Raw genomic sequence first — 13,409 nt, forward strand, 5'->3', positions numbered from 1 at the left:
GGGGTGACGATACATGCCGTTCACCTGCCGGACGCATATCGTCTCAAATGCGGAAACTACTGATTTGCCCCGGTGGCGGAGGTGTCGTCTCGCTCGGTGCCGGTCCGGGCAACGGGCTCGTCCGGTGTGGCGGGCTCATCGAGGGAGTCGGACGCGTCCGCGGTGGCGGGTTCATCGTCATCCGCACCGATCAGCTGGGTGCTGGTCTCGCGTCCGGGGTGGCGACGTCCGACCGCCAGGAACGCTACCAAAGCGCCCACCCCGACGATGATCGAGGTCCACACGTTGACGCGCAGGCCCAGGATGGTGTGCGCCGGGTCGATCCGGACCAGCTCGATCCACAACCGACCGGTGGTGTAGACGACGACGTACAGCCAGAACACGCGCCCGTGCCCGAGCCGGAACCGGCGGTCGAGCCAGATCAACAGCGCGGCACCGGCCAGGTTCCACAGCAGCTCGTACAGGAACGTCGGGTGGAACAGCGTGCCCACCTCGTACCCGGCGGGCAGATGCGCCGCGTCGATCTCCAGACCCCAGGGCAGCGTGGTCGGACCGCCGAACAGCTCCTGGTTGAACCAGTTGCCGAGCCGACCCACGGCCTGTGCGATCAACAACCCGGGTGCCAGCGCGTCGGCGAACACCGGGAAGCTGACCCGCAGTCGACGGCAGCCGATGTAGGCACCGACCGCACCCAGGGCCACCGCGCCCCAGATCCCGAGGCCGCCCTCCCAGATCGCGAAGGCCTTCCACGGGTCGCCGCCGGCACCGAAGTACGCGTCCGGGCTGGTGATCACGTGATACAACCGGCCGCCCACAATGCCGAAGGGCACCGCCCAGAAGGCGATCTCCAGCACCTCGTCCGGGTCACCACCACGGTCCTTCCACCGACGCTGGGTCAGCAGGACGGCGGCGACGATCCCGGCCAGGATGGCCAGGGCGTAGGCGCGCAGCGGCAGCGGTCCGAGGTACCAGACCGACTCCGAAGGACTGGGGATGCTGGCGGGCAGCACAGCGGCGGCAATCACCCCTGGACTGTAAGCGGTGGCCGCACCCGTACCGAAGCCGCATCGGCCCCGATCAGGTCACAGTCCGGCATCAGCGTGCCGAGCGCACACCCTCGGCCAGCCCCGCGGCCACAGCGCCCAGCTCCGCCAAGCCGTCGTCCAGCGCTCGGACGAAGGCCGAACCGACGATCACCCCATCGGCATACCGCGCGATATCCGCGGCCTGCTCCGGTCGGGACACCCCGAGACCGACACAGACCCGGGCACCACCGGCCGCACGCGTGTCGCGCACCAACCGCTCGGCCTGCGCCCCGACACTGGTCCGCTCCCCCGTGATGCCCATGGTGGACGCGGCGTAGACGAACCCGTCACAGGCCGCCGCGGTCATCGCCAACCGCTCCGGGGTCGAGGACGGCGCGACCAGGAACACCCGGTCCACGTCGTGTGCGGTGGACGCGGCGATCCAGTCGGCTCCCTCGTCCGGGATCAGGTCCGGGGTGATCAGCCCGGCTCCCCCGGCCTGCGCCAGGTCACGGGCGAAGGCGTCCACGCCGTAGCGCAGCACCGGGTTCCAGTAGGTCATCACCAGCGTGGGCGCACCGGTGGCCGCGATCTGCTCCACCGCAGCGAACACGTCGCGCACCCGGGTGCCCTGGGCCAGCGACCGGTCGACGGCGTGCTGGATGGTCGGCCCGTCCATCACCGGGTCGGAGTACGGCAGGCCGATCTCGATCACGTCGACGCCGTTGTCGATCAGGGTCGTCGCGGCGGCCACCGATCCGGCGACATCCGGGTACCCCAGCGGCAGGTAGCCGATCAGCGCCGCCCGGCCCTCGTCCTTCACCCGGTCCAGCGTGGCGGCGACCCGCACGTTCACAGCTGCTCTCCCTCATCGGCGTCAACCACCGGCTTGTCCTCCACCAGACCGAACCAGGCGGCTGCGGTGGCCACGTCCTTGTCACCACGGCCGGACAGGTTGATCAGGATCACCGGAGGCTCGCCGTCCTCGCGCCAGCCCGCGGCCTCGGCACCGAGCGTGATCGCCCCGGCCAAGGCGTGCGAGGACTCGATGGCCGGGATGATGCCCTCGGTGTGGCACAGAGTTCGGAACGCGTCCATCGCCTGGTCATCGGTGATCGGCAGGTAGTGCGCGCGGCCGGTGTCATGCAGCCAGGCGTGCTCCGGGCCGACGCTCGGGTAGTCCAGTCCGGCCGAGACCGAGTGGCTGGGCAGGGTCTGGCCGTCGTCGTCCTGCAACAGATACGACTTGGTGCCCTGCAGTACGCCCGGGAACCCGCCGGAGAACCGTGCCGCGTGCCGCCCGGAAGAGATGCCCGCGCCACCGGCCTCGAATCCGAACAGTCGGACCGAGGGCTCGTCCAGGAACGCGTTGAAGAGGCCGATGGCATTCGACCCGCCACCCACACAGGCCACCACGGCATCCGGCAGCCGCCCGATCTCCGCGGCCAGCTGCGCGCGGGCCTCCTCACCGATGATCGAGTGCAGGTCGCGCACCAGGCTCGGGAACGGGTGCGGGCCGGTGGCGGTGCCCAGCAGGTAGTGCGTGCTGTCGACGTTGGCCACCCAGTCCCGCAGCGCCTCGTTGATCGCGTCCTTCAGGGTGCGGGTGCCGATCTCGACCGGAATGACCTCGGCACCCAGCAGCCGCATCCGCGCGACATTCAGCGCCTGGCGCTCGGCGTCGACCGCCCCCATGTACACGGTGCAGTCCAGTCCGAGCAGCGCCGCGGCGGTGGCGGTGGCCACTCCGTGCTGTCCGGCACCGGTCTCCGCGATCACCCGGGTCTTGCCCATGCGCTTGACCAGCAGGGCCTGCCCGAGCACGTTGTTGATCTTGTGCGAGCCGGTGTGGTTGAGATCCTCGCGCTTGAGGAAGACCCGCACCCCGGCACCGACGTGCTCAGCGAACCGCGGCACCTCGGTCAGCGGGCTGGGCCGACCGGTGTAGGTGCGGTGCAGGCGGTTCAGCTCCGCGGCGAACTCCGGGTCCGCCTTGGCCTTCGCGAAGGCGTCCTCCAGCTCGTCCAGTGCGGCGATCAACGCCTCGGGCACGAATCGGCCGCCGAACTCACCGAAGTAGGGCCCCTGGTGCTCGGCGAGCGGGCCAGTGGCCGGGGTACGGGTCACAGGCGGACGACCGGGAGCTGCGTCAGGCACGGGGTTCCTCTCAGGTCTCACTGACGAACGGCACGCAACGACGGGTGCGCACCGGCGGCCACCAGATCCGCCACCGACTGCCGGGGGGCGTCATCGGTGACCAGCGCCTCGCCGACCAGCACCGCATCGGCACCGGCCCGGGCGTAGTCCATGACGTCGTGCGGGCCACGCACCCCGGACTCAGCGATCCGGACAATGTCGCTGGGGATCGAGGGGGCGACCTGGTTGAAGGTGTTGCGGTCCACCTCGAGCGTCTTGAGGTTGCGGGCGTTCACGCCGACCACCCGGGCACCGGCGTCCACCGCGCGCAGCACCTCCTCGGTGTCGTGCACCTCGACCAGGGCGGTCATGCCCAGGGAATGCACCCGCTCGATCAGCGAGGTCAGGACGGTCTGCTCCAGCGCGGCGACGATCAGCAGCACCAGGTCCGCACCGTGCGCCCGCGCCTCCCACACCTGATAGGGCGTGACGATGAAGTCCTTGCGCAGCACCGGGATGTCGACTGTGGCACGCACCGAGTCCAGGTCGGCCAGCGTGCCCTTGAACCGGCGCTGTTCGGTGAGCACGGAGATGGCGGTGGCGCCGCCCTTCTCGTACTCGGCGGCCAGAGCTGCCGGGTCGGTGATGGTGGCCAGTGCGCCCTTGCTCGGGCTGGACCGTTTGACCTCGGCGATCACGGTCACCGCGTCCTCCAACCGCAATCGGGAGACACAGTCCACCGCCCCGGGCAGGTGCGCGGCGCGCTCCTTCAACTCGTCCAGCGAGGTCGCAGCCTGGCGCACGGCCAAGTCCTCACGGACCCCGGCCACGATGTCATCGAGAACAGTTGCCATCGGACGTCTCCCCACTTCGGCGGCCTAGCCATCGTAGGGCCGCCGGATGGGTGGCCCGTGCATCCGCCCACCAGGTGAGCAGGTCAGTGGTGGTCGGAGGTGCGCTTCCCGCCCTGACCGAAACCGGCGGCACGCAGCAGCACACCAGCGATCACGCCCACCACTGCGGCACCCATCCCGACCCAGAACAACCAGACCTGGGAGAACATCATCGCCAGACCGGCGACCAGGAACCCGAGCACAACCACCCAGGTCACGGTCCACGCTGCGACGGTGCGCCCGTGATTGGTCGGCGGGGCCACCGGCGGCAGACGCAGTGCCTCCATCCGCGGACCCTGCACCGTGGCGGCGACGCCACCCCGGGGGCTCTCAGTACGCACCGGCTGACCGACCATGTCTTCCCTGGACCTTTCTGACGGAATGTCGTCAACCCTAACCGACGGTGACCGTCAGTACATGCTCGGCAGGAAGCTGGCGAGGAACAGCAGCACCCACAGCCCGATGCCGACATAGCCCAGGATTACGCCCGCCAGCGCCATGCCGCCGTTGTTCGCCTCCCCACGCCGAGCCGCCGAGCGGGACAGGTGCCCGGTGATGACAGCGCCGACCGCAGCTAAGCCGGGGCACAACGCCCAGAACAGCACCACGCCGACCAGACCGAGGACCAAGGACCACACGCCCAGGGAGTTCTTCGGGTAGGTCACCACCGGGGCGTAGACCGGCAGATACCCGGGCACCGGCGGCTGGCCGTGGGCAGGCGCGCCGTAGGTCGGAGGCATCGATGGCTGCCCGGCCGGATACGGGTAGCCAGATCCGGCTCCATAGGGCTGCGGACCGACCGGTGAGGCATACGACCCCGCGTAGGGCGATGAGCCGGGGGCGTAGGGGTCGCCGGGGAAAGCCGGCTGTGCGGGGGCCGGGGAGTACGGGTCGTACGGGGTGGCCAACGAGCCGGGGATCGACCCGTCGGCACTGCTCGAGTACGGAGCGGCGTAGGGGTCGGTGGCGTACGGATCGGCAGCGGGGCCACCCGGGTACTGCCCGATGCCGGTGGCATAGGGGTCGACTGCGTGCGGGCCCGCAGCGGCGGCATAGGGGTCGACCGGGGACGACTCACCAGCAGTCGGTGCGACGGACCAGGGGCCCGGGGCGGCCTCAGGTGCCTGAGGGGCGGGCTGCCCCGGTGCCACGCGGTCACCCTGCGAACCCTCCGGGGAGCCGAATTCGTCCTGCTCAGCAGCCGGGGCGTGATCCACCGCGGGGTCGTCCGCGCGGGGTGTCCCTGCCGGTCCGTAAGGGCTCGGTGGATCGGTGGGGGTGGACATGCTGCTCCTCGCAGTGGCCTGGCAGGTCAACGTCACTCTAGCCAGCCGGGCGGATCTCTTTGTGCAGGTCAGCGGGAGCGTTGCGGCACCCGGCCAGAATATGTACAGTCTGCTTTACGTCAAGCACGCTTTACAGAAGGGATGGCACCATGTCCATCGACAGCAGCTCCACACCGACCCAGCGCACCCGATGGGGACGGACCCGCGGTGCCAACGGGGGCGCGCCCGCCTTCTGGACGGCACTGCCGGTGGCCGTCCTCCTCGCCGCGGGGATCGGTGCCGCCAGTGCCGCGTGGAACCTGGTGGGGCCACGGCCCCTCCTCGGCGGCAGCATCATCGCAGCGGCCACGGTATGGCCGATCTTCGGACTCGTGTGGGTGCTGCTTGTCGACCGCAGCACACTGCGCGGCACCGCCGCACGGCCCGACGAGACGGTCGAGTCCGCCTGGTACCGGTCGGCGGCCAGTGGGGCGTTCACCGACCTGCTCATCGCTTCCGGCATCGGGCTCGGCGTCGTCGCGATGACTCAGGTCAAGCTCGCCACCACCGCCACCCTGTGCGCGGTCCTCGCGGTCGGCATGGGCTCCTTCGCGGTGCGCTACCTGATCCAGCGTCGGCAGGGTTAAGCGATGCAAAACACCATCCCCGACCTACGCCGGGAGCGCGGCTGGTCCCAGCAACGTCTAGCCGAGGAGCTCGGCGTCTCCCGTCAGACCGTCATCTCGATCGAACGCGGCCGATTCGACCCGTCGCTGCCGCTGGCCTTCGCCCTGGCCCGCGTGTTCGAGCGTCGAATCGAGGAGATTTTCACCGACGCGTCCGCGTAGGCCGTCGCCGTCACAGCGGCGGGGCCAGCGCGGACCAGGCGGGAACATTGCGTGCCACGCCGTAGAGCAGGAACAGCACCAGGGCGACGATGTACCAGCGGTCCCGGATGTGCAGCGCCGCGCTGCGCCCCTGACTGCGCAGCCAGGCCCACCGCGCCCACAGCACCACGACCACCGGGGCCAGCAGCACCCACAGCGGGTTCATCGCCCAGGCGCCCGCCAGGTCGAAGGTCAGCAGGTCGTGGGTGGCGCGCAGCGCACCGCAGGCCGGGCAGTACGTGCCGGTGATTAGGAACAGCGGACAGGCACCCCATGACCCGGTCTGGTGCGGATCACGCAGCACCAGGGCCACCGATGCCGCCGCGACCACACCGGCTGCGAGGAGCGGGGTGCGGGCCGCACGCAGACGGGCCGAGACCCCCACAGGAGTCTCGGCCCGTTGCTGGCGACCGGGCGTGGTCACGCTCAGTTGATCGACCAGGAGTAGTTGCCGGTGGCGAGCACGATGATGCCGATCACGCCCCACGCGATCGAGATCCACCCGAGCACCTGACCAGCAGTCGCCATTCCGCCGTTATTCGCCTCACCCCGGGCGACCGCCTTCTTGGCGTTGTTTCCGAGGATCACCGCGGGGGTACCCGTCACGAAGCCGCACAGCACCAGTCCGACGATGCCCAGCACCAGCGACCAGACGCCCAGGGTGTTCTTGGGGTAGCCGTACATCGGGGTCTGCGCGTAAGGCTGGGCAGACGGGTAGCTGGGGTAGCCACCAGCCGGGTCCTGCGGCGCACCGTACTGCGGGGTCTGCCCGTACGCCGGGGGCTGACCGTAGGACGGCGTCTGGCCGTACTGCGGGGTACCGGAATCGCCGGTGCTGCCCTCGGAGGGCTGGTAAGGATCCTGCGGCTGGCTCGGGGTCGACATGGATCTCCTTGAGGGTGCGTGATCAGGGGATGCGGCTGCCGACCAGGCTAGCGGTCACCGCCGAAGCGGCACAGCGGGAACACCGGATGCGCACCGGCCCGATCAGGTCGGGTCGTCCCCCCGGCCGAGCGCGTCCCACGTCGCCCGCTCGTCATCGGCCGGAGGCTCGGTCCCCGCAGCGGTCGACGGGGCACCGGCGCGCTCGTGTCGGGCGGAGGGTGCCGCCCAGTGCGCCGAGACACGCAGCAGGAGCACCGCGGCCACGATCACCAGCACCCCCAGCCCGGCGGCGGCCCACGGCCAGGGTGCGACCGAGATGTCACCGTCCAGCACGCCGACGCCGGTCAGGTCGGCGGCCGCCTGCTCCGCCCGGTCCTGCGCGCCCGCCCGGGCGGTCAGCGCACCCACCAGCACCACGACACCGCCTGCGGCGATAACGACGGAGACCACCCAGCGCCCGACCCGACCGACCAGGCCGAGGGCCAGCGCCGCGGCGGCCAACACCAGCGATGCGCCGATCACCCCGGGGGCAGCGGCAGACCCGGCGACCCGCACCCCGACGGTGCCGACCACCGGACCGGTGGCGGTGGCGGTGATCCACGTGGGCAGCGTCACCGCACCGCACAGTCCGGCCAGCACCAGGAGCACCAGCACCCAGGGACCACGCCGGCTCAGGTTCATCGCGCCACCGGCCGCAGCCGCGCGGCGATCTGCACCGCCCGCACCGCAGCAGCCGCCTTATTCCGCGACTCCTCGTACTCCAGCGCCGGCACCGAGTCGGCGACGATCCCGCCCCCGGCCTGCACACTGGCCCGACCGTCCCGGATCAACGCGGTCCGGATCGCGATGGCCATGTCCATGTTCCCGGCGAAGTCGAAGTAGCCGACGGTTCCACCGTAGATCCCGCGACGTGCGGGCTCGATCTGGTCGATCAGCGCGATGGCCCGGGGCTTGGGTGCGCCGGAGAGCGTCCCGGCCGGGAACGTGGCGGTGAGAGTCTGCAACGCCGTGGCCCCCTCACGTAGCTGCCCGGTGACGGTGGAGCAGATGTGCATGATGTGGCTGTAACGGTGCACCTGCATGAACTCCGCCACCTCCACTGAGGCGGGGGCACATACCTTGACCAGGTCGTTGCGGGACAGATCGACCAGCATCAGGTGCTCGGCGCGTTCCTTGGGGTCGACCAGCAGCTCGTCGTGCAGGCGCCGGTCCTCCTCCGGGGTGGCACCGCGCGGACGGGACCCGGCGATCGGGAAGGTGGTGACCTGGCGGTCGGCGACCTTGACCAGCGTCTCCGGGCTCGAACCGACCACGGCGAAGTCCCGGCCCTGCGCGTCCTGCAACTGCAGGTAGTACATGTACGGGCTGGGGTTGATCGTGCGCAGCACCCGGTAGACGTCCAGCGGGTCGGCCGGGCAGTCCAGGTCCAGGCGCTGAGAGATGACGACCTGGAAGACCTCACCGTCCCGGATCGCGACCTGTCCGGCGCGCACCGCGTCCTCGAAGTCCGGTCGGCTGGTCCGGAATTCCAGCTCCGGGGTGTCGGCCTGCGGGTCCAGCACGGCCACCGCCGGGGCCGCACTGGTCAGCAGCTGGCGCTCCATGGCGTCGAGCCGGGCCACCGCGTCGGCGTAAGCCTGGTCGACGCGCTGATCGGTGCCGTCGAAGTTGATCGCATTGGCCACGAGCCAGACCGACCCGTCCCGGTGGTCAGTCACCGCCAGGTCGCTGGCCAGACACAGCGAGAGCTCCGGGACGTCCAGCTCCTCCGGTGCTTGCGCGGGCAGCGTCGGCTCCCAGTGTCGGACGATGTCCCAGCCCAACGCGCCGACCAGTCCCCCGGTCAACGGCGGCAGTCCGGGGATCTCCGGGGTGCGCAGCTCCTCCAGGGTGCGGTCGAGCACGTCGAGGACGTCGCCCTCGGTCGGTACCCCGGCGGGCACATCGCCCAGCCAGGTGGCCCGCCCGTCACGCACGGTGAGGGTGGCCCGGGAGCGCACCCCGACAAAGCTCCAGTGCGACCAGGTGCCGTCCTGCTCCGCCGATTCCAGGATGAAGGTGCCCCGCCGTCCCTGCGCCAGGGTGCGGTACAAGCCCACCGGGGTGGTGTCGTCGGCGAGCAGACGCCGGACCACCGGAATCACCCGCCGTGCGGTGGCCAGCTCCCGGAAGTCCTCGACCGTCGGCCAGGTCTGCCCCCAGGGCACCTGCACCGGGTTCATGCCCGCTCCCCGATCGTGGCACCCAGGTCGCCGCCCGCCTCGAAGCAGGTGCGGGCACCGGTGTGGCAAGCCGCGCCGACCTGGTCGACCCGCACCAGCAGGGCATCGCCGTCGCAGTCGAGCTGCACCGACTTCACGTACTGGGCGTGTCCGGAGGTGTCGCCCTTGCGCCAGTACTCCTGCCGTGACCGGCTCCAGAACACCACGCGGCCGCCGGTCAGGGTGCGGCGCAGGGCCTCGTCGTCCATCCAGCCGAGCATCAGCACCTCACCGGTGTCGTGCTGCTGGATGACGGCGGCGACCAGTCCGTTCTCGTCACGCGTGAGGCGCGCGGCGATCGTCGGGTCGAGAGTGTCGGTCATAGCGCTGATCTTTCCATGCCCGGTCAGCGGGTCTGTGCGACCCAGGCGGCGTGCATCGAGGCGTACACCCCGTCGGCGGCGACCAGGTCGTCATGCGGTCCGAACTCCACCACCCGCCCGGCGTCGACCACCACCACCAGGTCGGCGGCCTCGGCGGTGGACAGGCGGTGCGCGATGGTGATCGTCGAGCGCCCGGAGGTCAGCGAGTCCAGCGCGCGGGCGATCCGCACCTCGGTGGCGGGATCGACGGCGGAGGTCGCCTCGTCCAGCACCAGCAGGTCGGCGTCGGCCAGGTACGCCCGGGCGAGGGCCACCAGCTGCCGCTCCCCCGCGGACATCGACTCGCCGCGCTGACCGACCGGGGTGTGCAGCCCGGAGGGCAGGTCACGCACCCAGTCGTCCAGGCCGAGCTCGCCCAGGGCGGCCAACAGCGTCGCGTCATCCGGGGTGTCGTCGTCCCGCAGCCCGTAGGCCAGGTTCTCCGCCAGCGTGGCATCGAAGAGGAAGCCCTCCTGCGGCACCATCACCACGCGGCGACGCAGGTCCTCGGTGCGGATCTGCCGCAGGTCCACCCCGTCCAATCGCACTGCGCCGTCGACCGGGTCCATCAACCGGGTGACGAGCTTGGCAATGGTGGTCTTGCCGGAGCCGGTCGCCCCGACCACGGCCACCGAGCGCCCGGCCGGGAGTGCCAGGTCGACCTCGTGCAGCACCGTCGGACCACCGGGGTAGGCGAAGCGCACGCCGTCCAACTGCACCTGCGCCGGTCCGCGTGGTGAGGACACCCCGGACGGACCGGGGTCGGCCACCTGCACCGGGGTGTCGATGATGCTCAGCACCCGGCGCCACCCGGCGACCGCGTTCTGCAACTCGTTCAGCACCTCGGTGGCCTGCTGCACCGGACCGGTGAACAGCTGGACCAGGAACAGGAAGGCCAGCAGCTTGCCGACGGTCAGCCCGCCACCGATCCCCAAGAACGTCCCGACCACCACGACGGCGGCGAGCACCAGGTTCGCGACCAGGACACCAGAGGAGAACACCAGCGAGACGGTGTTCTGCGCCCGGACCTGGGCGTTGCGGGTGTCCCCGATCCGGGCGTCCACCGTGCGCTGGGTCCGGCGCTGCACGCCGTAAGCCCGGATGGTCTCCGCGCCGACCACTGCCTCGGAGACCGCGCCCAGCATCGCACCGACCCGCTCCCGCACGCGGGTGTACGCCCGGTTGACCCGCTTTTGCAGCGGATGCAGGGCGATGGCCAACGGCAGGAAGCAGGCCCAGACCAGGAGCGCGAGCTGCCAGGAGTAGACCGCCATCAACACGGTCGCCACCCCGACCTGCAGGACGGAGACCACCAGCATGATCCCGCCCCACTGCACGAACAGGGAGATGGTGTCGACATCGCTGGTCACCCGGGACACCAGGGAGCCGCGCCGCTCGGTGTTCTGGGTCAGCACCGACAGGTCGTGCACATGGCGGAAGGCCCGCACGCGCAGTTCGGCCAGGCCCGCCTCGGAGGCTTTGAACAGTCGGATGTTCACCGCCGCCGAGCACAGTCCACCGAGCACCAGCGCGACCACGGCACCAGTGGCGAGCAGGAGCACCCGCTGCACATCCGGGCCACCGTCGGCAAGAATCCCGGTGTCGATGGTCTGCTGCACCGCGATCGGCACCACTACCTTGCCCCCGGCGGCCAGCACGGCGAGCAGCAGGGTCAGGCCGATGCCGCGCACCAGCTGGGGTGAGACCTGCACACCGCGGCGCAGGGTGCCGAAGACCCCGAGCTGCTCGGTGTCACCCAGGGTATGGCTGCGCTCCGGGGCGCTCATCGCTGTCCTCCGGTCATCGCCTCGTCGTCCATGGCATCGGCGCGGGCCTGCGCCCGGCGCTGCGATTCCTGCTCGTAGGCGGTGGCCAACGCTCGGTAGCCCGGGTCACGTTCCAGGAGTTCCCCGTGCGTGCCCTGATCCACCACCCGGCCGGACTCCAGGTGCAGCACCTCATCGGCGAGGGCGACCGAACTCATCCGGTATGCCACCAGCAACACCGTGGGTCCAGTGCCGCCGGTGTGGTCGCGCAGACCGGTGAGGATGTCCCGTTCCACCCGCGGGTCGACGGCACTGGTGGCGTCGTCGAGGATCAACAACCGGGGACGACGGACCAGCGCCCGAGCGATGGCCAACCGCTGCCGCTGCCCACCGGACAGGTTGGAGCCACGCTCCCCCAGCGGCGCGTCCAGACCACCGGGCAGCTCACGGATCACGTCGTCCACCCGGGCCAGGCGCAGCGCGTCCCACACCTCGTCATCGCTCGGCGCACCGGCTTCACCCGGATCGGCCAGCGTGACATTGCCACGCACCGTGTCCTCGAAGATGAAGGTCTGCTGCCCGACCAGCACCACCTGTGCGGTCAGGTCGTCGATGTCCAGCTCCCGCACATCGGTGCCGTCCACCTCGATCCGCCCGGTCGTCGGGTCGGATAGCCGGGGCACCAACGACACCAGGGTCGTCTTACCCGCGCCCGTGGAGCCGACCACTGCGACCACCGTGCCGGGCTCCACCGCCACGTCGACATCCCGCAGGATCGACACGGGTCCGACCGGTCCGGGCACCCGCACACCGACCCCGGTCATCCGCAGCGTCGCGCCACGCTCGGTCCGAGTCAGGGGTGCGGAGCCCGGGGGCAGCTCACCCTCGGCGTCGACCACGCGTGCCAGTCGCTCCTGTCCGACCAGGGCGCGGGGCAGATCCCCCAGCACCCAGCCGAAAGCCCGCACCGGCACTGCCATCAGGGTCAGCAGGTACGCGGCCGAGACGATGTCACCGGTGTTGACCGCGCCGATGCTCGCCCGCCACACACCGACTACCAGCACCAGCACCGATCCGAGGCTGGGCAGCATGTCGATCACCGGGTCGAAGTACGCCCGGACCACGCCCACCCGCACATTCGCTGCGCGCAGTGTGTCGGCGCGTTCGGCGAACCGATGCTCCTCACGGTCCTCGGTGCCCAGGGACTTGACCAGCAGGGCGGCCTCGAAGGACTCGTGCGCGATATCCGCGACCTCGGCCCGCAGCTCCTGCGCCCGGGTCACCGCCGGGGACATCCGCCGCTGGAAGATCACATTGGCGATCACGGCCAACGGCAGCACGATCAACGCCGCCACCGCCAGGTAGGGGTCGGTGGTGAACAGCGCGACCGCCGCCACGCCGATCATCACCACCACGCCCAGCGCGAAGGGCAGCGGGTTGAAGACGTTGGTCGCCGCCTCCACATCGGAGGAGGCGTTGGACAGCAGCTGACCGGTGGGGTGGCGGCGGTGCCAGGACATCGGCAGTGCCAGGTACTGCCGAGTGACCCCGCGGCGCCACATCGCTTGCTGGTCCGAGACACCCATCCCGGCGAACACCCGTCGACCGGCCACCGACAGCGCCAGACTCAGCGCGACCAGAGCCAGCGCACCACCTGCCCACCAGATCCGACCGCGCGCGACCGCATCACCGTCCAACGCGGGCACCACCACCGTGTCGGTGGCCCAGCCCAGCACCCGGCTCACCAACACGGTGAACGCACCGAAGGCGGCCGAGGTCCCGATCGCCAGCACATAGGTACCCGGCTGCGAGGCGATCCCCCGACCGAGCAGCAAGGCGGAGCGACGGGTGACCGATCCGGTCAGGGTGGCGGGGCGGCGCGGAGTGGAGCGCGGGGGCACGTCGAGGCCTCTCTGGCTGATACAGGGA

The 13,409-nt window shown here is 70.7% G+C and carries 15 protein-coding genes; 2 read left to right on the forward strand and 13 right to left on the reverse strand.

Going from position 1 to position 13,409, the window contains the following annotated elements:
- Positions 1–56 precede the first annotated feature (56 nt).
- The 6 genes from lgt to AB0N78_RS02030 all read right to left on the reverse strand — a co-directional run bounded on the left by lgt (position 57) and on the right by AB0N78_RS02030 (position 5,340).
- Positions 57–1,025: a prolipoprotein diacylglyceryl transferase gene (gene lgt / locus AB0N78_RS02005; RefSeq protein WP_363385151.1), complete on the reverse strand. Its 969-nt coding sequence runs from the start codon at positions 1,023–1,025 to the stop codon at positions 57–59.
- A 70-nt stretch (positions 1,026–1,095) separates the two neighbouring features.
- Complete coding sequence (trpA, locus tag AB0N78_RS02010; RefSeq protein WP_363385153.1) at positions 1,096–1,881, reverse strand: tryptophan synthase subunit alpha; 786 nt, start codon at positions 1,879–1,881, stop codon at positions 1,096–1,098.
- Positions 1,878–3,152: a tryptophan synthase subunit beta gene (trpB, locus tag AB0N78_RS02015; protein ID WP_363385156.1), complete on the reverse strand. Its 1,275-nt coding sequence runs from the start codon at positions 3,150–3,152 to the stop codon at positions 1,878–1,880. Before trpB ends, trpA begins: the two co-directional genes overlap by 4 nt.
- Before the next feature lie 47 nt (positions 3,153–3,199).
- A complete protein-coding gene (gene trpC, locus AB0N78_RS02020) occupies positions 3,200–4,015 on the reverse strand; it encodes an indole-3-glycerol phosphate synthase TrpC (protein WP_363385159.1) in 816 nt (271 codons plus the stop codon).
- A gap of 83 nt (positions 4,016–4,098) precedes the next feature.
- On the reverse strand, positions 4,099–4,395 hold the full coding sequence (locus AB0N78_RS02025) for an HGxxPAAW family protein (protein ID WP_363385162.1): 297 nt from the start codon (positions 4,393–4,395) through the stop codon (positions 4,099–4,101).
- 69 nt (positions 4,396–4,464) lie between these two features.
- Positions 4,465–5,340 carry a DUF4190 domain-containing protein gene (locus AB0N78_RS02030; protein WP_363385165.1) on the reverse strand — a complete coding sequence of 292 codons (876 nt, stop codon included), beginning with the start codon at positions 5,338–5,340 and terminating at the stop codon, positions 4,465–4,467.
- Positions 5,341–5,489: 149 nt separating this feature from the next.
- Between AB0N78_RS02030 and AB0N78_RS02035 the strand changes: the two genes are divergently transcribed.
- Positions 5,490–5,966: a hypothetical protein gene (locus AB0N78_RS02035; protein WP_363385168.1), complete on the forward strand. Its 477-nt coding sequence runs from the start codon at positions 5,490–5,492 to the stop codon at positions 5,964–5,966.
- A 3-nt stretch (positions 5,967–5,969) separates the two neighbouring features.
- Positions 5,970–6,167: a helix-turn-helix transcriptional regulator gene (locus AB0N78_RS02040; RefSeq protein ID WP_363385171.1), complete on the forward strand. Its 198-nt coding sequence runs from the start codon at positions 5,970–5,972 to the stop codon at positions 6,165–6,167.
- Positions 6,168–6,177: 10 nt separating this feature from the next.
- Here AB0N78_RS02040 and AB0N78_RS02045 read toward each other — a convergent pair whose 3' ends face one another.
- The 7 genes from AB0N78_RS02045 to AB0N78_RS02075 form a co-directional block, all read right to left on the reverse strand.
- Positions 6,178–6,630, reverse strand: coding sequence for a DUF2752 domain-containing protein (locus AB0N78_RS02045; RefSeq protein ID WP_363385173.1), 453 nt, complete (start codon positions 6,628–6,630; stop codon positions 6,178–6,180).
- Between the two features lie 2 nt (positions 6,631–6,632).
- Positions 6,633–7,091, reverse strand: a complete 459-nt coding sequence (locus tag AB0N78_RS02050; protein WP_363385176.1) for a DUF4190 domain-containing protein — start codon at positions 7,089–7,091, stop codon at positions 6,633–6,635.
- A 102-nt stretch (positions 7,092–7,193) separates the two neighbouring features.
- Complete coding sequence (locus AB0N78_RS02055) at positions 7,194–7,772, reverse strand: Trp biosynthesis-associated membrane protein (RefSeq protein ID WP_363385179.1); 579 nt, start codon at positions 7,770–7,772, stop codon at positions 7,194–7,196.
- Positions 7,769–9,313 carry an anthranilate synthase component I gene (locus AB0N78_RS02060; protein WP_363385181.1) on the reverse strand — a complete coding sequence of 515 codons (1,545 nt, stop codon included), beginning with the start codon at positions 9,311–9,313 and terminating at the stop codon, positions 7,769–7,771. The genes AB0N78_RS02055 and AB0N78_RS02060 overlap by 4 nt, the downstream gene beginning before the upstream one ends.
- Positions 9,310–9,675, reverse strand: a complete 366-nt coding sequence (hisI, locus tag AB0N78_RS02065) for a phosphoribosyl-AMP cyclohydrolase (protein ID WP_363385184.1) — start codon at positions 9,673–9,675, stop codon at positions 9,310–9,312. The genes AB0N78_RS02060 and hisI overlap by 4 nt, the downstream gene beginning before the upstream one ends.
- A 23-nt stretch (positions 9,676–9,698) precedes the next feature.
- Positions 9,699–11,501 (reverse strand): ABC transporter ATP-binding protein, encoded by a 1,803-nt coding sequence (locus tag AB0N78_RS02070; RefSeq protein ID WP_363385187.1) that lies wholly within the window; start codon positions 11,499–11,501, stop codon positions 9,699–9,701.
- Complete coding sequence (locus tag AB0N78_RS02075; protein ID WP_363385189.1) at positions 11,498–13,381, reverse strand: ABC transporter ATP-binding protein; 1,884 nt, start codon at positions 13,379–13,381, stop codon at positions 11,498–11,500. The genes AB0N78_RS02070 and AB0N78_RS02075 overlap by 4 nt, the downstream gene beginning before the upstream one ends.
- Between the last annotated feature and the right edge of the window lie 28 nt (positions 13,382–13,409).

The sequence above is a fragment of the Cellulomonas sp. NPDC089187 genome, assembly GCF_040685135.1.
Taxonomy (GTDB): domain Bacteria; phylum Actinomycetota; class Actinomycetes; order Actinomycetales; family Cellulomonadaceae; genus Cellulomonas.